This is a genomic window from Halomonas alkaliantarctica, assembly GCF_029854215.1.
Classification (GTDB): Bacteria; Pseudomonadota; Gammaproteobacteria; order Pseudomonadales; family Halomonadaceae; genus Vreelandella; species Vreelandella alkaliantarctica_A.
Genome location: NZ_CP122961.1, coordinates 571,361 through 589,865, shown reverse-complemented (window position 1 = coordinate 589,865; position 18,505 = coordinate 571,361). Strand labels below are relative to the sequence as shown.

The window sequence follows — 18,505 nt, the reverse complement described above, 5'->3', positions numbered from 1 at the left end:
ATACTCAGAGGGATATTTATGTCGCGCCAACACGCCTTAGACAATGCCAAAGCTTATTTTGATAGTGGCGAATTTTATGCTCAGCTTGCCCCGCGTATTGCCATCCGCAGCGAAAGCCAGGAAACGAATAGGCAGGAGGAACTGCACGCTTACCTGACGGAACAGATTATCCCAGACATTGAGCAGCTCGGTTTCACATGGGAAATTGTCGATAACCCCGTGCCTGGGTTCGGCCCATTTCTGCTCGCTGAACGTCTTGAGCCTGAAGCCATGTTCAGCGTATTGACCTATGGCCATGGCGATGTAATACGCGGCTATGACGACCAGTGGGCCGAAGGGCTGTCGCCATGGCAAATCACCCAACGGGGAGATCGCTGGTATGGGCGCGGCACCGCTGATAACAAAGGCCAGCACACGATTAATTTAGCTGCGCTCGGCTGTGTGCTGAAAGCCAGCGGCGGGCACCTGGGCTATAACGTCAAGCTGGTGCTGGAGATGGGAGAAGAGACCGGTTCGCCGGGGCTAAAGGAGGTTTGCCACCGCTATCGGGAGCGTTTAGCGGCCGATGTGTTTATTGGTTCGGACGGGCCCCGCCTGGACGCCGAATCGCCGACGCTATTTTTAGGCTCACGGGGATCGTTCAACTTCGACCTTAAACTGCAGGCCCGGGAAGGTGCCCACCACTCGGGCAACTGGGGCGGGGTATTAAAAAACCCGGCGGTGCGATTAACCAATGCCCTGGCCACGCTGGTGGATGCTAATGGTGTGATCCAGATACAGGGATTACGCCCGGCACCTATTCCAGATGCCGTGCGCAACGCCCTAGCCTCACTCGAGGTAGGCGTCGGTGACAATTCTCCGACGATTGACACTGACTGGGGCGAGCCAGGGCTCTCCCCCGCGGAGCGGTTATTCGGTTGGAACACCTTAGAAGTGCTGGCCATGAAGGCCGGCAACCCGGATGCCCCAGCCAATGCAATCCCGCCCTACGCCTACGCCCACTGCCAGCTGCGCTTTGTAGTGGGCAGCGATCAGGATAACTTTCTTGCCCATTTACGCTGCCATCTGGATCAACACGGCTATAGCGATATTGAAGTGAGCGCGGCGCGCATGTCGCAGATGAATGCTACACGGCTTGATCCCGAAGATCCTTGGGTGAGCTGGGCATTAACCTCGATGCAAATGTCGACGAATAAAACGCCCACGCTGTTACCTAACCTAGGCGGTTCATTACCCAACGATGTATTTGCCGAAACGCTGGGCTTGCCTACATTATGGGTTCCCCACTCCTACCCCGCCTGTTCGCAACACGCCCCCGATGAACACCTGCTAGGGAGTATCGCTTCAGAAGCGCTTATATTAATGGCGGGCCTATTTTGGGATTTGAGTGTTCAAGGTGCAGAGATTTACAAGGAGCGAGCGTCATGCAAGAGTCACTAATACAACAAGCCTGTGATTGGCTGGAGGGCCAGCAGCAGGCAATGGTTGACTGCTTAGCGGCCCTGGTCAATATCGACTCCAACAGCTACGACAAAGCGGGTAACGATAAGGTGGCCGACCTGATTAGCCAGTGGCTGGAGCAGGATGACATCACGGTGATACGCCACCCGCGCCCTGACTCAGGCGATATTTTAGAAGCACAGCTGGGGGAAACTGGCCAAGGCCATGTGCTCTTAATGGGCCACCGCGATACGGTTTTTCCCACAGGCACGGTGGCTAGCCGGGGCTATACCCAGCAAGACGACGTTGGCTTTGGCCCTGGCGTGGCCGATATGAAAAGCGGCCTGGTGATGAACTGCTTTGTGCTGCGCGCGTTAAGCCGCCTGCCCAACTGCCCACTGCCCGTTCGCGCCCTGTTTACCGCTGATGAGGAGATTGGCTCGCCAGATGGGCGGGCGTTCATCGAGGCCGCCGTCCAGGGAGCACGTGCCGTCTTGAACGTCGAGCCTGGGCGCGTCAGCGGCAATGTAGTCACGGGCCGAAAAGGAGGTGCTGGTTTTTTGATCAACGTCACCGGCAAAGCCGCCCACTCCGGCGTGAGCCATGCCGATGGCGCCAGCGCCATCGAAACACTGGCCCGCAAGATCATCAAGCTGCATGCACTGACCGATTACGCGGCAGGCATCACCACCAATGTGGGCACTGTCACTGGTGGCGTATCTCGCAACACTGTCGCGCCTTTCGCGTCTGCTCAGTTAGATACTCGCTTTGTCACCACAGCACAGCGTGACCAGCTGTATAGGGCCATTGAGGCGATAATCGCCGAACCCGATATTCCTGGCACCCAGGCAACCATCGAGCAGACATCGGAATTCTATCCGCTCGAAGAGCGTATGAGCAGCGAACTGTTTGCGCTTTACCAATCTCAGGCTAAAAACATTGGTTTTGCTGTTGATGGCGAATTCACCGGCGGCTGTTCCGATGCGGGCTGGACGGCCAGCTTGGGCATTCCCACGCTGTGTGGCCTCGGCCCGGTCGGTGCCAAAATGCACACGGATGAGGAGTACTGCTTACTCAATACGCTTGTGCCACGCACTCAAGCACTCACTGCTACTTTACTGGGCTTAAAGGACTGGGCCTAAAAGACTGGGTTTAAAAGCTTGAATTTAAAAGGATGCTTTTATACAACCTCGCGGTGGCCTATTACTCGCCAGGTGGCAAAGTAGCCGCTCGGCAGCTACCTTAAATAGGCAACGCTACAGACGCGTTTCCATGGATTAGGAAGGAGAGATCAATATGCGCTATACAACTGCCCGCTATTCACTTACCGCTATGGCTGCCTCGCTGCTACTCGCTACCTCGGCGGCGCAAGCGAATGAAACGCTTGATGTGGAGATGCATAAAGTCAGCGCCGAAGGAGTCAAAGAGTCGATTGGTACCGTGTCTTTAGAGCATACGGATCATGGCTTACTGCTGACACCTTCGCTGACGGATCTTGAGCCCGGTGTTTACGGTTTTCACGTCCACCAGAACGACAGCTGCGACCCTGCCGAGAATGATAGTGGCGAAATGACCGCTGCACTGTCTGCAGGGGGGCACTATGACCCCGAAGAAACCGGCACGCACCAAGGCCCTTACGGTGAAGGTCATTTAGGCGACCTGCCGGTGCTCACCGTTAATGAAGAGGGCGAAGCCAATCTACCCGTTCTAGCCCCACGCCTAAGCATGGAAGATATGCCGGGGCGCAGCCTGATGATCCATGAAGGTGGCGACACCTACGAAGATGAGCCCCACCTGGGCGGCGGCGGCACCCGGATGGCTTGCGGCGTCGTTGAGTCTTAAACTTTACCGTTGTTTTAATCGACAAAATGGGCAGCCGTTCGGCTGTCCATTTTTTTGCTTACGGCCCACTAAAGTCTAACTGTGATTTTATAGCGCTTATCTGTACATTCAGTCCTGCTAAAGAAGCGCCTGCTTGCATGCCTTCCGACATGCTCGCCCATCCCCCTCACTGCTCTAGGTACCTTAGATGATCACCTTTATCGTATCGATCCTGCTGCTGATAGCGGGCTACTTTACCTATGGGAAATTCGTTGAGCGTGTATTTGTCACTGACCGCAAGCGTCAGACGCCCGCTTTCAGCATGCGCGACAACATCGACTACGTGCCGATGAACACCACGCGCAATTCGCTTATTCAGTTATTAAACATTGCCGGTGTCGGCCCTATTTTTGGCCCGATTCTCGGTGCCCTGTATGGCCCGGTGGCGTTTGTGTGGATTGTGGTTGGCTGCATCTTTGCCGGTGCTGTTCACGATTACCTGACCGGCATGATATCGATCCGCAACCATGGTGCTCACTTGCCACAACTGGCCGGCAAGTTCCTGGGCAAAGCGATGAAGCATGTGGTCAATGGCTTCGCGATTCTCTTGCTGCTTTTAGTCGGTACGGTCTTCGTCACATCGCCTGCTGCGCTGCTGGCCAATATGACCTCGCTGTCGCTAACGCTGATCATCGTCGCTATCTTTATTTATTACTTGATTGCCACCCTGCTGCCGATCGATAAAGTTATTGGCCGTATCTACCCCTATTTTGGCGCCCTGCTGCTGTTCAGCGCGGCGGGTATCGGTATCGGCTTGATCATCACTGGCGCGCCGATTCCCGAGCTCTCGTTCCAGAACATGCACCCTGACGCCGCACCGATTTTCCCGCTGCTGTTTTTAACCATCTCCTGTGGCGCGCTATCTGGCTTTCACGCCACCCAAACGCCGATTATTTCGCGCACCACGCAAAACGAAACCAATGGCCGCAAAATCTTCTACGGTATGATGATCACCGAAGGCATTATCGCCATGATCTGGGCGGCCGCCGCCATGAGCCTGTTCTATGGCGACCAGTCGCTTTCCGATGTGCTGGCCGCCGGTGGCCCTGCCGCGGTGGTCAGCGAAGTGTCGACCACCATGCTCGGCGCTGTCGGCGGCACCCTGGCAGTACTCGGTGTTATTGTGTTGCCGATCACCTCCGGCGATACCGCTTTCCGCAGCGCGCGGATGATCATTGCCGACTACATCAAAATCGATCAAAAGCCGATTGTGAAGCGTGTCATGGTGGCCCTACCGCTGTTTGTAGTCTCCTACGCCTTAACGCACATGGACTTCACACTGCTGTGGCGCTACTTCTCCTGGGCCAACCAAACCACCGCTGTGATAGCGCTGTGGGTAGGCACCATGTACCTGGTGCTGTCGCGTAAGCCTCACTGGATTACTTCGATCCCCGCCACCTTTATGACCATGGCCACGTTTACCTACTTGGCCTACGCGCCGATCGGTTTTGGTCTGCCACTCCAGCTAAGCTATGTGGTAGCCGCGCTAGGTACGCTGATTTGCATTGCGCTGTTTATGAAGCGTGTACGCCGCTTGAGCCGCACAACCTTTGTGGTTGATGAGCCTGTAACTTCAGCGCTCGCCGCTGGCAAAACAGGGGTTACGCTGACCACCAGTTCGTAGTGCGTAAAGGTTGGGTATCAGCAATAGAAAACGGGCAGCCTTTAAGCTGCCCGTTTTACGTTACGCTAATAGCTGAGCCAAAAGTCAGCTAACAGATTAGCTATAGCGTTTTACTCTTCGCCTGCCATTTGCATCTGGCGCTGCAGGTAGTTCTGAATACCGACCTGCTCAATCAGTTTGAGCTCAGTTTCGATATGGTCGATGTGGCCTTCTTCGTCGGCGAGCAGATCGCGAAGCATATCGCGGGTAACGTAATCTTTAACGCTTTCGCAATACGTGATGGCTTCGATATAGTCGTTGCGGCCATCGTGCTCGATTTTAAGATCACTTTCGAGCATCTCTTTAACGTTTTCGCCGATGTGCAGCTTACCCAGGTCTTGCAGGTTGGGAATGCCTTCCAGAAACAGAATGCGCTCGATGATCTTGTCAGCGTGCTGCATCTCTTCGATGGACTCATCGTATTCCCATTTGGCTAACGCTTTCAGGCCCCAATCTTTGTACATTTTGGCGTGCAAAAAGTACTGATTAATCGCGACCAGTTCGTTACCGAGCGCCTTATTGAGATGCTCGAGAACTTTAGTATCACCTTTCATAACGTCACCTTATCTACTGTAATGCTGATGTATATACCAATGGTTAAGCTGGCCTTTAAATAACGCGATCAAGCAGTTACGTTTGGAGAGAAGTATAGATGAGTATAGCTACACTCCCAGCTTTACAGAGAGTATAGATAAGGTATTCAAAAGTTCAAGCAAATCATATATTTGCTAAAGATAACCCTAACAATAGTGATTCGCGTCACACGGCGTAAGCAAGGCCCATATCGGCTTCTTGGCGTGCTTCATGAACGGCATCGCGGGTAATAGATTTAGCGTAGCACGCACACTTACCGCACTGCGTTGCGCAGCCGGTTGCCTCACGTACTTCTCGCCAGCTGCGCGCTCCGTCGCTAACGTGCTGGCGAATCTGATGGTCGGTTACTCCCTTGCACACGCATACGTACATGGCGACACCTCATAAAAGTCATGAGATGAATGTAAATGATTCGCATACATCTTATCAAGTAGAAATGACTGCTTTTTGTTATCTATTCGTCTTAACCAACAAAAGTACCACCATAAGGTACTGTCTCAGCGCTACTTTTCGGCTCACACCAGTAAGAATTATTTTTTCGGCAAAACCACCGTTTGCGTGTTGGAAGCAATATCCGGCCAGCTACGGCGCTGTTTATCGAACAGCACCCATAAGTAACCCAAACCAAAGGCCAGTAACGAGAGCCACGCCACCGCGCAGCGAATCAGGCACTGCTTCAAATTCAACGAACGGCCATCTGCCGATTGCACCCTCAGCCGCCACGCCTGCATGCCGAGAGTCATGCCACCGCGTGACCAGGAAAAAACAAAAAACAGCGTGACAAAAAACACCAGCATGAGACGCAGACTCCAAACATCACTAGGCGTAGTGCCAATCTCTTCGGGCTGTTGGCCAAGCACATAGCGGAAAAAAACCATATGCGTGACCGTTACTGCGATCCAAATCGCGGTGACTAAGAAGCCGTCGTACAGCATGGCACCCAGTCGTCGCCCAAGGCCCGCTGGCCATACGCTATCTAACTGAGTAAAGCGTCGTGTTTGCATCGTTTTTCTCGGCTCCTGGTTGGCTGTTTTGGATAATCATCGGCCGTATTAGCTGCCCGTTGCGGCATTAACCATTGCGACGCAGGAAGAATATCCCGACCCCGGCACACGCCAGCGTAGGCACCAGCACGGCCCAGACGGGTGAAAAGCCAAAAATCGTCGAGGCGGGCGCCAGCAGATCCTGCACGTACTTAAAGGTAAGCCCGGTGATAACGCCGTAAAACACTCGGGTGCCTGCAGCCACGGTACGCAAGGGGCCAAACACAAAGGAGGCAGCAATTAGCACCAGCGACCCCATGGTGAGTGGCATCAACATCTTCTGCCAAAAATAGAGCAGCGCTTGGTCATTCTGCAGGCCCTGACCTTCAAGGAACTGGGCATAAGCCCAAAGTTCGCTGGGTGCCTGACTCTCGATATCGCGCAGCAGCCTCTCTAATTGGGTGGGCGTAAAGGAGGTTTCCCAGTCCAAGCTTGCTACTTGGTCAGACTCGGTATGATCATCGAAAATGCGCGTGGTAGTGACGTTTTCCAAGCGCCAAGCATCGCCCTCCCATCGAGCACGCTGGGCGTAGGTGGCTTCGACTAGCTGCTGCTCATCAAAACGGTAGCGGGATAATTGAAGCACAACATTATCAGCGCGAATTGCCCCAAAGCGGTAGACGCTGTCGCCCTCAATCTGCCAGCCGCTGCGACTGGTCAACACAGCGCCTTCCCCCTGGAGTTTTTCCAGCCGCCATGCTTCGGCATACTGCTCGGTACGCGGGCTGACATACTCAGCGACTAACAGCACTACAACCACTACGACCAGTACTGGCTTCATCACTCCCCACAAAATCCGCGCCAAGGAGCGGCCAGCGGCGCGCATGACGGTGAGCTCGTTACTGGAGGCCATGCTGCCCAAGCCAATCAGCGCCCCTATCAATACCGCCACCGGGGCGTACTGATAGAAGCGCCAAGGTGTACGCATTAGCAAGTAAAGGAGTGCATCTAAGGCCGTATAGCCTTCCTGCACATCACCTAAATCATCGATATAGGCGATGGTGATATCCAAGCCCAATAGCACGAACTGAACGACGACAATAGCCGCCAGAACATTGCGGGCAATATAACGGTCGAGACGGTCAGCGACTGTTAGCAACGTCAGCATTAGCGCATCCCCTTGTGTTGCGAGCGCCATAGCAATAATAGGCCCAGCCCGAAAAACAGCCCATGCACTGGCCACACGCCCAGCGTAGTGGGCCAAGTACCGCCGCCAATCGCATCAACTACCGCAAGCAGCAGGCTAAGATAGGCGACGTATAAAAACACGGCCGGCAGTAGTTTGCCAAAACGCCCCTGGCGGGGATTAACCCGTGAAAGGGGCTGTGCCAATAAAGCCAATACAAATACCATCAGTGGCAGCCCCGCCCGCCACTGCCACTGGGCTTGGGCACGGGGGCTTGGATTATTCCATAGCGCTGGCGTGGTGGCATACTCCAGTGAATCAAGCTCCTGCCGGTCGCGACTCAACCCCAGGCGCAGCGTATAGCGCTCAAACGTGAGCCGTTCGGCACTCTTCTCGCCAGGCGTCACCCCGTAGCGCTCACCATCATCCAACACCAGAAAACGGCTACCGGTTTCGAGCCGGGTCTCTTGATAGCCCGATACCGCACGGGTAACGAAGTCGTGGGTGCCTTCGTCGCCCGGCTGGTTTTGTTCGTGCACCAGCACGTCTCGCATTTCCGTGCCGTCGCTAGAGAAGCCGCCTATATAGGCAGTACGGCCACCGCCGAACTCTTGAAAGCGCCCTGGGGCCAGTACGGAAACATCCAGGCGACTACGTTGCTCTTCCAACGCAGTTTCGGTTTGCAGCGCCCCAAAAGGCGTCAGCCATAGGCTACAGACACCGACCAGCACCGAGACGACGCTGGCGGGCAGCAGGGTCACTTTCAACAGCCGCGTAGGGCTCATCCCGCAGGCGACCATCACAGTGATTTCGCTGTTCATATAGAGCTGCCCGTAGGCGAGCAGGATGCCTAGAAAAAACGACAGCGGTAGGATCAATTCCATAAAGCCCGGCAGGTGAAACATCATCAGGCTACCTAGCATAGAGACAGGGATATCGCCTTCCGCCGCGTCCGAAAAATAACGGATAAAGCGGCTGCCCATGATCACCAGCAGCAGAATGCCAGCGACCGCCGACATGGTGAGTAACACTTCGCGAGTTAGATACCGAAATAAAATCAACGCGCTCTCCGGCTAGTCGTGCAGGATGCCATGCAATAAGCGCATGGCTTGGGTACACTAATCAAACTATTTACAGTCCCTTTTCAAAATCAAAATCAAAAGCAACGGGGCATTATCCCGAATCCCCCGTTGCTTGTCTTGTTGGAGACGTCATGGAATTTTCCGTTCAGACCGCAAACCCGGCCAAAGCTGAAACACCCTGCCTCTTGGTGCCGGTTTTTAAAGGGGGCGATCTATTGCCCACCGTCGCCAAACTGGACGACGCCAGCGAGCGCCTGATCGGCCAGTTACTGGAGCGCGGCGACTTTGACGCAGCGCTGGGTAACGTGCAAATGGTGCCCTTTGCCCCCGGTCTGGGCACCGAACGCATCTTACTGGTGGGCTTGGGTGAGCGCGAAAAATGCCAGGAAGCGGCCTTTATCAAGGCGCTGGATGCGGCCATGACCGCGCTGGTAAAACTGCCCATCGACGAAGCCAGCGTCGTATTTGCCGATGTTCCGCTGACTGACCGCGATGCGGCCTGGAAAGCACGCAAGGTAATGGAAGCGGCCGAGCGGGCTATTTATCGCTTCGACCAATTCAAATCATCACCTGCACCGGCCCCCAGCCTTGCCAAGCTGACATTAATGATCAGCGATGCTGATGCTGTGCCACAGGTTAAGCAAGGGGCGTTAGTCGGCAACGCTATTGGCCAAGGCATCAACTATACCCGCACCCTTGGCAACCTGCCCGCTAACATCTGCACGCCCCGCTATTTGGCCGATCAGGCGCAGCAATTGGGCCGCGACTCACAAGGCGCACTTGAAGTCGACATTCTCGATGAAGAAGCGCTGGAAGCCCTGGGCGCAGGCTCGCTTCTCTCTGTAGGTCGTGGCAGCAAAGAACCAACACGCCTGATCGTTATGAAGTACCAGGGCGCCGAAGAAAGCGAAGAAGCGCCCCATGTATTGGTAGGCAAAGGCATTACCTTTGATACCGGCGGCATTTCTCTGAAGCCCGGCGAAGGCATGGACGAAATGAAGTTCGACATGTGCGGCGCCGCCAGCGTATTCGGCACCGTCAAAGCGGTATTGGCGATTAAACCTAAGCTCAATCTGGTATTTATCGTTGCCGCTGCGGAAAACATGCCCGACGGCAATGCCACCAAGCCCGGCGATATCATCAAGACCCTTAAAGGCTTGACCGTGGAAGTGCTCAACACCGACGCGGAAGGCCGCTTGGTGTTGTGCGATGCACTCACTTATGCCGAGCGCTTTACCCCGGCCAGCGTGGTGGATATCGCTACTCTCACCGGCGCCGTGATTGTGGGCCTGGGCCACCACGCCACCGGCCTGCTCTCCAACGACGACGACTTGGCGCTGGATCTGTTGGATGCGGGCGAAGCGGCCTGGGATCGCGCTTGGCACCTGCCGTTGTGGGACGAGTATCAAGAGCAACTTGAATCCAACTTTGCCGACCTGGCCAATATTGGCGGCCGCCCCGCGGGCACGATTACCGCCGCATGCTTTTTGTCGCGCTTTGCCGATCATTTCCCCTGGGCGCACCTGGATATCGCCGGTACCGCCTGGCACTCCGGCAAGCAGAAAGGCGCCACCGGACGCCCAGTGGGGCTGCTAACCCAGTACCTGCTTGACCGTGAAACAGACGCACAAGTAGAAAAGAGCGACGCCTAATATCACAACGCGTCATCAACGGTTGCCTTTCTGCACGGCAACCGTTAAACCTGAACGTATTAAGGTGCAGCGGGCTAACACTCGCTGGGCCTCTATCGCTATCAAGTTATCGTCAATAACACCCAACCGCCCTGCTAATAGGGTCGGTTCAAGCGGAGAGTAACAGCCGTGCCCACTGCCAGCTTTGAAACGAGTTTTGAAACTCTGCCATCCAATCAGCCGATGGCCGATGAAATACGTGAAAATATTCTTAAAAACCCCGGTTTTGGTCGTTACTTTACCGATCATATGGCGCATATCCGTTGGACTGGCGACGCTGACTGGCATGGACATCAGGTGCGCCCCTACGGCCCGCTAACTCTTGATCCTGCCGCCTCCGTACTGCACTACGGTCAGGAGATTTTTGAGGGCATCAAAGCCTATCGCCATGCCGACGGCTCTATCTGGACGTTCCGCCCAGAGAAAAACGCCGAGCGTTTTCGCCGCAGTGCCCGCCGCTTGGCACTACCCGAGCTTTCCGATGAAGACTTCATTGGCTCACTGAAAGCACTATTAGCGCAAGACCACGCCTGGGTGCCCACGCCTGCCAGCGCTTCTGACGAGTGCAGCCTCTATCTGCGTCCGTTTATGATCGCCTCGGAAGCGTTTCTCGGCGTGCGCCCGTCGCAGGAAGTCGATTACTACGTGATCGCCTCTCCGGCGGCGGCGTACTTTAAAGGTGGCGTTGCTCCGGTTTCGATATGGCTCTCCTCAAACTATAAGCGCGCTGCTGCAGGCGGCACCGGTTTTGCCAAATGTGGCGGTAACTACGCCGCTTCATTAGCCGCGCAGAAAGAGGCCGAAGCCCACCAGTGTGGTCAGGTAGCGTTTCTTGATGCGGCAGAAAACAAGTGGGTGGAAGAGCTGGGCGGTATGAACCTGTTCTTCGTCTTCAAAGATGGTCGCTTGGTCACACCCCGCCTGACCGACACCATTTTAGAAGGCGTGACGCGCAATTCAGTCCTCACGCTGGCCAAAGATGAAGGTCTGACGCCAGAAGAGCGCGCTATTAGCATTGACGAGTGGCGTGAAGGCGCGGCGTCCGGCGAGATCACCGAAGTATTTGCCTGTGGCACCGCTGCGGTCATCACCCCGGTGGGCGAACTGGTCAGCGAGCACGAGCGTATTCGTCTCACAGCAGATAACAACAGCAATGAAGTCGCCATGCGCATCCGGACCAAGCTGCTCGATCTGCAGTACGGTCGCAGCGAAGATAAGTACGGCTGGCTAACCAAGTTGGTGTAACGCTAGGGCTTACCCCCATACCGCCGCATTTATGCGGCGGTGTTGTTTCTGGAACCAACTTACCTGGAACCGCCATGGCGCGCATTGATTTCTACATTTTGCCCGATACAACCTTAGAAGCGCGTTTGCAGTTTGCCTGCAAGCTCGCCGAAACCATCTGGCGCAAAGGCTACCGGCTGCATCTGCATTGCGAAGATAAAGCCCTCGCTGAGCAGGCCGATAGCGCGCTGTGGAATTTCCGCCCGGACGCTTACCTACCCCACGCATTAGAAGATAACGAGATGGCTGCTAGCGTACCGATCACGCTTGGTTGGCAGCAGTTGCCGGTGCCCACAGAAGAGGCCGCGCTACTTAATCTGCACCCGGAGATTCCCGAGGGCGTAGAGCGCTACGCGCGGGTCGCCGAAATCATTAATCAGCACCAACAAGTGCTGGTCGCCAAACGCGCCTGTTGGCAGCGCTATAAAGAAATGGGGCATGAAGTCGTGCCGCATAAGCTCGGTTAACTCATTATTTAACAACAATAACTTAACAAACGAGAGCGCCGATGCTGTCCCACGCCTTGTTAGCCCGCACCCCATTGGCCGTTATCGTTATCGCCCAACTGTTTGGCACCTCGCTATGGTTTAGCGTTAATGGCGTTGGCTTGGCGCTGCAGGAGGCCGTGGGCCTTAGCGAAAGTGACTTGGGCCTGTTAACCATCGCCGTTCAGGCTGGGTTTATTAGCGGCACGCTGCTGATCGCCACCACCGGCCTTGCTGACCGCATTCGTGCCAGCCACCTGTTTGCGTTTTCTGCCGTTCTTGGCGCACTGATCAACGCCGCCTTTATCGGCGTGGCTGAAAGCGTAACGCTCGCCGCTATTGCGCGCTTTGCGACTGGGCTCTGCCTGGCGGGCATTTACCCGCTGGGTATGAAGCTGGTGGTGAGCTGGACACCCAGCCACGCAGGGGCAGCGCTGGGCTGGTTGGTGGGCATGCTCACCCTGGGTATTGCCTCCCCACATCTGCTGCGCGGTTTAACGCTGCATTTACCCTGGCAGTGGCCACTGCTGCTGGCTTCACTACTGGCATTGGTCGCCGCACTAATGATTTTCAAGCTGGGCGTTGGCCCTCACCTACCGGCGACCGCCAAGAGCGGAAGACCTTGGGCGGGGTTAGCAGCGTTCAGGCAACCCCGTTTTCGTGCCGCTGCGCTGGGTTATTTCGGCCACTGCTGGGAACTGTATGCGCTGTGGGCGCTGGTGCCGTTTCTGGTCGCCCGGGAACTGGAGCGCTTGGGCGCTTCAAACAGCGCCCAGCCGTGGCTAAGCTTTGCGGTGATTGCGTTGGGCCTACCGGGCTGCGTGCTCGCAGGCAAATGGAGCCGTCACATCGGCAGTGCCCGAGTGGCCTGCGTGGCACTGACAACCTCTGGTGCGCTGTGCTTGATTTATCCGCTACTCGGCAGCACCTCGCCCTGGCTGCTGTTAGCGCTTCTCGGCGTGTGGGGCGTCAGCGTGATTGCCGACTCCGCGCAGTTCTCTGCACTGGCCAGCGCCACGGCGCCACCCGAGCGGCTAGGGGCGGCGCTGGCGATGATGAATGCGATCGGCTTTGGACTAACTATTCCCTCCATCGCGCTGGTCACCACGCTCTGGTCGAGCCAGTCGCTGGCGGTGATTTGGTGGCTACTACCAGGGCCTATCCTCGGATTACTCGCCATGCGCGGGTTAAATCGTCACCCGGCAAGGGCCTGACGCCTCACCCCTTATCGCGCTATACTTATCGCCATTTTTCGACCCTATTTATGAATTTCATGCTTCCCTGCGGGAAGCATCGTTGCTGTGAGCCAACTCTCCATGGAAAAGACCTACCAACCCGAACAGATCGAAACACGCTGGTACGAGCGCTGGGAAGCCGACAACCGTTTTGCTCCCTCCGGCCAGGGCACGCCTTTTTCGATCATGATTCCACCGCCCAATGTGACCGGCAGCCTGCACATGGGCCATGCGTTCCAGGACACCATCATGGATACCTTGACGCGTTGGAAGCGGATGCAGGGCAATAACACCCTGTGGCAGGTAGGCACCGACCACGCCGGTATCGCCACACAAATGCTGGTGGAGCGCAAGATTGCGGCCGAAGAGGGCAAGACCCGCCACGACCTCGGCCGTGACGCGTTTATCGATAAAGTATGGGAGTGGAAAGAGGAGTCTGGCGACCATATTACCCGCCAGCTGCGCCGTATGGGCGCCAGCGTCGACTGGTCTCGCGAACGCTTCACCATGGACGACGGCTTCTACAAAGCGGTGCAAGAAGTGTTTGTGCGCCTGCACGAAGAGAAGTTGATCTATCGTGGCAAGCGCTTGGTCAACTGGGATCCGACGCTACACACCGCCATTTCTGATCTGGAAGTGGAAAACAAAGAACAGCAAGGCAGCTTCTGGCACTTCCGCTACCCGCTCGCGGACGGCGTTAAAACCGACGACGGCAAGGATTACCTCGTGGTCGCCACCACCCGCCCGGAAACCCTGCTGGGCGATACCGGTGTGGCGGTGAACCCGGAAGATGCGCGCTACGCCTCCCTGGTCGGCAAGTTTATTGAGCTACCATTGGTCGGTCGCCGCATTCCGATAGTCGCCGACGAGCACGCCGATATGGAGAAAGGCTCGGGCTGCGTCAAGATCACCCCCGCCCACGACTTCAACGACTACGAGGTCGGCAAGCGCCAGAACCACCTGCTGATCAACGTCTTCTCCAAAGACGCGGCGATTCTTGAACAGGCCGAGATTTTCGACCTGAAAGGCCAGTCCCAACCGGACGAAGACGCCACCCTGCCCGCCAAGTACGCAGGCCTCGACCGCTTTGAAGCGCGCAAACAGATCGTGGCCGACATGGACGCCCTGGGCCTGCTGGAGCAAGTCGAAGCCGTTAACAACACCCTGCCCTACGGTGACCGCTCCGGCGATGTGATTGAGCCGCTGCTTACCGACCAATGGTTTGTGGCGGTGGAAAGTCTCGCCAAGCCCGCCATCGAAGCGGTGGAAAACGGCGATATTCAGTTCGTGCCCAAGAACTACGAAAACATGTACTTCGCCTGGATGCGCGACCTGCAGGACTGGTGTATCTCCCGCCAACTGTGGTGGGGCCACCGCATCCCGGCTTGGTACGACGAGGAAGGCAATGTCTACGTTGCTCGTAGCGAAGCCGAGGCTCGCGAGAAGCATGAACTCGGCCCCGATGTCACCTTGACCCAAGACGAAGACGTGCTCGATACCTGGTTCAGCTCGGGCCTGTGGACGTTCGGCACTCTCGGCTGGCCGGAAGAGACGCCGGAGCTGGAGACCTTCCACCCTTCCAGCGTGCTGGTGACCGGCTTTGACATCATCTTCTTCTGGGTTGCCCGGATGATCATGATGACCTTGAAGTTCACCAAGCAGGTACCGTTCAAGACGGTGTACGTACACGGCTTGGTGCGCGACGGTCAGGGGCAGAAGATGTCCAAGTCCAAGGGCAACGTACTCGATCCCATCGACCTGATCGACGGCATTACGCTGGAGGAGCTGCTCGAAAAGCGCACCGGCAATATGATGCAGCCGAAACAGGCCAAGGCGATTGCCAAAGCGACCAAGGACGAGTTCAAAGACGGCATTGAAGCCCACGGCACCGATGCGCTGCGCTTTACGTTCCTCTCCCAAGCCACCACCGGGCGTGATATCAAGTTTGATATGAGCCGCCTGGACGGCTACCGCAACTTCTGCAACAAGCTATGGAACGCCTCGCGCTACGTGCTGATGAACGCCGAAGGCGAAGACTGCGGCACTGGCGGTGAAGAGGTTGAGCTCTCCCTGGCCGACCGCTGGATTATCTCGCAGCTGCAAAAAACCGAAGCCCAGGTCACCAAGGCGATGGACGAGTACCGCTTTGACCACGCTTCTCAGGCGCTGTATGAGTTCGTCTGGAACGAGTACTGCGACTGGTACCTGGAGCTTTCCAAGCCGGTACTGTGGGACGAAAACGCCACGGCAGAGGCGAAGCGGGGAACGCGTCGCACGCTGGTACGCGTACTCGAAGCCATTCTGCGCCTTGCTCACCCGATGATGCCCTATATCACCGAAGAGATCTGGCAGCGCGTCTCGCCGCTGGCGGGCGTATATATGGGTGAAAATGCCTCGATCATGCTGCAAGCCTGGCCAGAAGCCGACGAGAGCAAAATCGACGACCAGGCCAGCCTGGATATCGAGTGGTTAAAAGGCGTCATCATCGCCGTGCGAAACATCCGCGCCGAAATGAACATCGCTCCCGGCAAACCGCTTGATGTGCTGCTCACCAAAGGCAAGCCCGAAGACGCCGAGCGCCTGGAGAGCAACCGTCGCTTCCTTTCCAAACTCGCCAAGCTGGAAAGCGTTACCTGGCTTGAAAACCCGGACGATGCCCCGCTCTCTGCCACGCAGTTGGTGGGTGATATGGAAGTGCTGGTGCCGATGGCAGATCTGATCGACAAAGACGCCGAAATTGCCCGCCTCAGCAAAGAGATCGAAAAGCAGGACAAGCTGATCGGTGGCATCGAGAAGAAACTCGGCAACGACGGATTTATCGCCAAAGCCCCTGTCGCCGTGGTGGATAAAGAGCGTGGCAAGCTGGCCGAATTCCAAGCCACCAAGCAGCTGCTTGAAGAGCAAAAGGCGAAGATTGAAGCCTTGTAAAGTTGGTTAGTAAGCAATAGCTCAAACGAAACGGCACCCATTAGGTGTCGTTTTTGTTTTCGGCAACCGGTATGGGAGCTTACTCTGGCGTTAAGGTTGACATCTCATCAGCCTGACAAGGCCCTGGCTCGAGATTCAGCAAAGTGCGAACCTAATTCGTAACAGAAGGGAGAAACGGTGGATAAATGAGCGTTTATGGAATGCTTTTCATCGCCTGGGGCGCCGGTCTTATGGCACTTTTCGGCGGCTTTCTAGCACACGTTGAGGGAACCGCAAATACAATTGCCAAGCAAGAGCTTGTGCATGGAATCACAGCCTTTGGTGGCGGCATTTTAGTGGCGGCAGTGGCCTTTGCGCTGGTGCCAGAAGGCATGCATGAGTTAAACACTTGGCAATTGACGGGATTGTTTGCCGCAGGTGGCGTTACGTTTTGTGTTTTGGATGCCTGGTTACAAAACAATGAAGGCAATGTCGCACAGTTTATGGCGATGTTATTAGACTTTGTGCCGGAAGCGGTTTCACTTGGCGCGGTGTTTGCTGCTAACCCGCAAATGGGTGTCTTACTGGCTCTTTTTATCGCTGCGCAAAATTTCCCCGAAGGATTTAACGCCTATCGTGAATTAAGAGCCGCGAAATTAACGACTAAAACAGCATTATGGGGACTCTTGGGCGTGTCATTTTTCGGCCCGCTGTCTGCAATAATGGGGTATTGGTGGTTGAGTGAGGCGCCACAAATTACGGCGATGATCATGAGCTTCGCAGCAGGCGGCATTCTGTATCTGGTATTTCAGGATATTGCGCCGCAAGCGCGAATGCGGCGCCATTGGACACCCTCACTGGGTGCTGTACTTGGCTTCATCATTGGCATGCTGAGTAAGCAACTTTTAGGCTAGCCTTCAGTTTATAAAATCACTTTTTCTTATAAAACGTGTAAGGTTGGTACAAGATTCGCCACTAAGTGGCATCGCTTATTCAGCAACGACACGGACTGCTCTATGCCGACACCAACCGAAGCGCGTTTACAGGCGCTGGCAACCGAATTAAAGCGGGCCGGAATTACCTACCGTGAGCTTACGCCGATGGCGGATACCGGTCTGGCCCATGATCATGTGTGGATTCATCGCAGTGAGGACGATGACTGGGTGGCGCGGCTGCCGAAGCAGAGTCAGATGAACCTGCCACCTGAAGAGAACCTGGCCTATCAGACCGCCTGCTACCAGCGCGCCAGCGCTGGCGGACATACGCCAACACTTTACGGCACCCTGCCACCGAGCGAGGCACTGCCCCGGGGTGGGCTACTGGTTGAGGCTATCCGTGGCCGCTTGGCTAAACTCCCGGAAGACCTACACGCCATTGCCGATGCCCTGGCCAGCCTACACAGGCAACCGCTGCCCAGCGAAACACTGAGGGCGCCGCTGCTTGCCCCTGAAGACCCGTGGCAAGCGATGAAAGAGGAAGTGTGTCAGCAGGCTAACTGGTTGGGCGATGCGCAACTCTCGAGCAAGGTCACCCAGCGCATTAAACAGGAGCTGGATTTACTTCCGCCTCGCTTAAGCGAGGCCACCCCGACACTGATTAGCTTTGACACCCACCCTGGCAACTTCTTGATCCGTGACGATGGCCGTGCGGTGTTGGTGGATTTAGAGAAGTGCCGATACGGCCTACCGGGTATCGATCTCGCTCACACCAGCCTCTACACCTCGACCACCTGGGACATAAGCAGCCAGGCGGTGCTATCGCTAAGTGACGTGATTAGCTTTTATCGCCGCTGGCAAGCCAACATGGATGAGTCACCCGATACAGACACCCTGGTCGCCTGCCGACGCGCAACCTGGCTCTGGTCGTTGACCTGGTGTGCCAAGTGGCGCGCCCAGCACTTGAACGCCAAGGATGCCGAGCAGCGAGGGGAAGACTGGTCCGCTGAGCTCACTGACCCGGCCGTGATCGACCACGTGCGCGACCGCGTCGAGCATTACCTCTCACTGCCGAGTATTGATCACGTTCATAGCGAACTGCAGTGCTTGCAAGCCTCTCTATAACGTTTGGAACGCCT

General features: G+C 56.1%; 16 protein-coding genes. 11 read left to right on the top strand and 5 right to left on the bottom strand.

Features of this window, described 5'->3' with window-relative positions; all coding sequences use genetic code 11:
• Nucleotides 1-18: 18 nt before the first annotated feature.
• From QEN58_RS02685 to QEN58_RS02670, 4 genes are all read left to right on the top strand, one after another.
• The gene (locus QEN58_RS02685) at nucleotides 19-1,440 is read left to right on the top strand and encodes a M20 family metallopeptidase (RefSeq protein ID WP_280105628.1); all 1,422 of its coding nucleotides are present in this window, start codon (nucleotides 19-21) and stop codon (nucleotides 1,438-1,440) included.
• Complete coding sequence (locus QEN58_RS02680; RefSeq protein WP_280105627.1) at nucleotides 1,425-2,582, top strand: M20 family metallopeptidase; 1,158 nt, start codon at nucleotides 1,425-1,427, stop codon at nucleotides 2,580-2,582. Before QEN58_RS02685 ends, QEN58_RS02680 begins: the two co-directional genes overlap by 16 nt.
• A gap of 154 nt (nucleotides 2,583-2,736) precedes the next feature.
• A complete protein-coding gene (gene sodC / locus QEN58_RS02675; RefSeq protein WP_280105626.1) occupies nucleotides 2,737-3,282 on the top strand; it encodes a superoxide dismutase [Cu-Zn] SodC in 546 nt (181 codons plus the stop codon).
• A 187-nt stretch (nucleotides 3,283-3,469) separates the two neighbouring features.
• Entirely contained in the window at nucleotides 3,470-4,945 is a 1,476-nt protein-coding gene (locus QEN58_RS02670) for a carbon starvation CstA family protein (protein ID WP_280105625.1), read from the top strand.
• A 110-nt stretch (nucleotides 4,946-5,055) separates the two neighbouring features.
• Here the strand turns inward: QEN58_RS02670 and bfr are convergent, their stop codons facing one another.
• From bfr to lptF, 5 genes are all read right to left on the bottom strand, one after another.
• On the bottom strand, nucleotides 5,056-5,538 hold the full coding sequence (gene bfr, locus QEN58_RS02665; RefSeq protein WP_008959829.1) for a bacterioferritin: 483 nt from the start codon (nucleotides 5,536-5,538) through the stop codon (nucleotides 5,056-5,058).
• A gap of 205 nt (nucleotides 5,539-5,743) precedes the next feature.
• Complete coding sequence (locus QEN58_RS02660; protein ID WP_071695321.1) at nucleotides 5,744-5,950, bottom strand: bacterioferritin-associated ferredoxin; 207 nt, start codon at nucleotides 5,948-5,950, stop codon at nucleotides 5,744-5,746.
• Between the two features lie 158 nt (nucleotides 5,951-6,108).
• A complete protein-coding gene (locus tag QEN58_RS02655) occupies nucleotides 6,109-6,582 on the bottom strand; it encodes an RDD family protein (protein ID WP_280105624.1) in 474 nt (157 codons plus the stop codon).
• Nucleotides 6,583-6,649: 67 nt separating this feature from the next.
• Entirely contained in the window at nucleotides 6,650-7,729 is a 1,080-nt protein-coding gene (gene lptG / locus QEN58_RS02650) for an LPS export ABC transporter permease LptG (protein WP_280105623.1), read from the bottom strand.
• A complete protein-coding gene (lptF, locus tag QEN58_RS02645; protein WP_280105622.1) occupies nucleotides 7,729-8,808 on the bottom strand; it encodes an LPS export ABC transporter permease LptF in 1,080 nt (359 codons plus the stop codon). The genes lptG and lptF overlap by 1 nt, the downstream gene beginning before the upstream one ends.
• A gap of 152 nt (nucleotides 8,809-8,960) precedes the next feature.
• Between lptF and QEN58_RS02640 the strand changes: the two genes are divergently transcribed.
• From QEN58_RS02640 to QEN58_RS02610, 7 genes are all read left to right on the top strand, one after another.
• Nucleotides 8,961-10,481 (top strand): leucyl aminopeptidase, encoded by a 1,521-nt coding sequence (locus tag QEN58_RS02640; protein WP_280105621.1) that lies wholly within the window; start codon nucleotides 8,961-8,963, stop codon nucleotides 10,479-10,481.
• Nucleotides 10,482-10,649: 168 nt separating this feature from the next.
• Nucleotides 10,650-11,765 carry a branched-chain amino acid aminotransferase gene (locus QEN58_RS02635; RefSeq protein ID WP_280105620.1) on the top strand — a complete coding sequence of 372 codons (1,116 nt, stop codon included), beginning with the start codon at nucleotides 10,650-10,652 and terminating at the stop codon, nucleotides 11,763-11,765.
• A gap of 74 nt (nucleotides 11,766-11,839) precedes the next feature.
• Nucleotides 11,840-12,271 carry a DNA polymerase III subunit chi gene (locus tag QEN58_RS02630; protein ID WP_280105619.1) on the top strand — a complete coding sequence of 144 codons (432 nt, stop codon included), beginning with the start codon at nucleotides 11,840-11,842 and terminating at the stop codon, nucleotides 12,269-12,271.
• A gap of 41 nt (nucleotides 12,272-12,312) precedes the next feature.
• Nucleotides 12,313-13,503, top strand: coding sequence for an MFS transporter (locus tag QEN58_RS02625; protein ID WP_280105618.1), 1,191 nt, complete (start codon nucleotides 12,313-12,315; stop codon nucleotides 13,501-13,503).
• Between the two features lie 102 nt (nucleotides 13,504-13,605).
• The gene (locus tag QEN58_RS02620; RefSeq protein ID WP_280106889.1) at nucleotides 13,606-16,452 is read left to right on the top strand and encodes a valine--tRNA ligase; all 2,847 of its coding nucleotides are present in this window, start codon (nucleotides 13,606-13,608) and stop codon (nucleotides 16,450-16,452) included.
• Between the two features lie 185 nt (nucleotides 16,453-16,637).
• A complete protein-coding gene (locus QEN58_RS02615) occupies nucleotides 16,638-17,345 on the top strand; it encodes a ZIP family metal transporter (protein WP_133730925.1) in 708 nt (235 codons plus the stop codon).
• A gap of 102 nt (nucleotides 17,346-17,447) precedes the next feature.
• Nucleotides 17,448-18,491: an aminoglycoside phosphotransferase family protein gene (locus QEN58_RS02610; protein WP_280105617.1), complete on the top strand. Its 1,044-nt coding sequence runs from the start codon at nucleotides 17,448-17,450 to the stop codon at nucleotides 18,489-18,491.
• Nucleotides 18,492-18,505: the final 14 nt, after the last annotated feature.

Bases quoted from the DNA above. Each gene is read 5' to 3' on its own strand.
- QEN58_RS02655 (WP_280105624.1), bottom strand. From the start codon at position 6,582: ATGCAAACACGACGCTTTACTCAGTTAGATAGCGTATGGCCAGCGGGC.
- QEN58_RS02685 (WP_280105628.1), top strand. From the start codon at position 19: ATGTCGCGCCAACACGCCTTAGACAATGCCAAAGCTTATTTTGATAGT.
- QEN58_RS02615 (WP_133730925.1), top strand. From the start codon at position 16,638: ATGAGCGTTTATGGAATGCTTTTCATCGCCTGGGGCGCCGGTCTTATG.
- QEN58_RS02660 (WP_071695321.1), bottom strand. From the start codon at position 5,950: ATGTACGTATGCGTGTGCAAGGGAGTAACCGACCATCAGATTCGCCAG.
- QEN58_RS02610 (WP_280105617.1), top strand. From the start codon at position 17,448: ATGCCGACACCAACCGAAGCGCGTTTACAGGCGCTGGCAACCGAATTA.
- QEN58_RS02640 (WP_280105621.1), top strand. From the start codon at position 8,961: ATGGAATTTTCCGTTCAGACCGCAAACCCGGCCAAAGCTGAAACACCC.
- QEN58_RS02680 (WP_280105627.1), top strand. From the start codon at position 1,425: ATGCAAGAGTCACTAATACAACAAGCCTGTGATTGGCTGGAGGGCCAG.
- QEN58_RS02630 (WP_280105619.1), top strand. From the start codon at position 11,840: ATGGCGCGCATTGATTTCTACATTTTGCCCGATACAACCTTAGAAGCG.
- QEN58_RS02625 (WP_280105618.1), top strand. From the start codon at position 12,313: ATGCTGTCCCACGCCTTGTTAGCCCGCACCCCATTGGCCGTTATCGTT.
- bfr (WP_008959829.1), bottom strand. From the start codon at position 5,538: ATGAAAGGTGATACTAAAGTTCTCGAGCATCTCAATAAGGCGCTCGGT.
- lptG (WP_280105623.1), bottom strand. From the start codon at position 7,729: ATGCTGACGTTGCTAACAGTCGCTGACCGTCTCGACCGTTATATTGCC.
- QEN58_RS02670 (WP_280105625.1), top strand. From the start codon at position 3,470: ATGATCACCTTTATCGTATCGATCCTGCTGCTGATAGCGGGCTACTTT.
- sodC (WP_280105626.1), top strand. From the start codon at position 2,737: ATGCGCTATACAACTGCCCGCTATTCACTTACCGCTATGGCTGCCTCG.
- QEN58_RS02620 (WP_280106889.1), top strand. From the start codon at position 13,606: ATGGAAAAGACCTACCAACCCGAACAGATCGAAACACGCTGGTACGAG.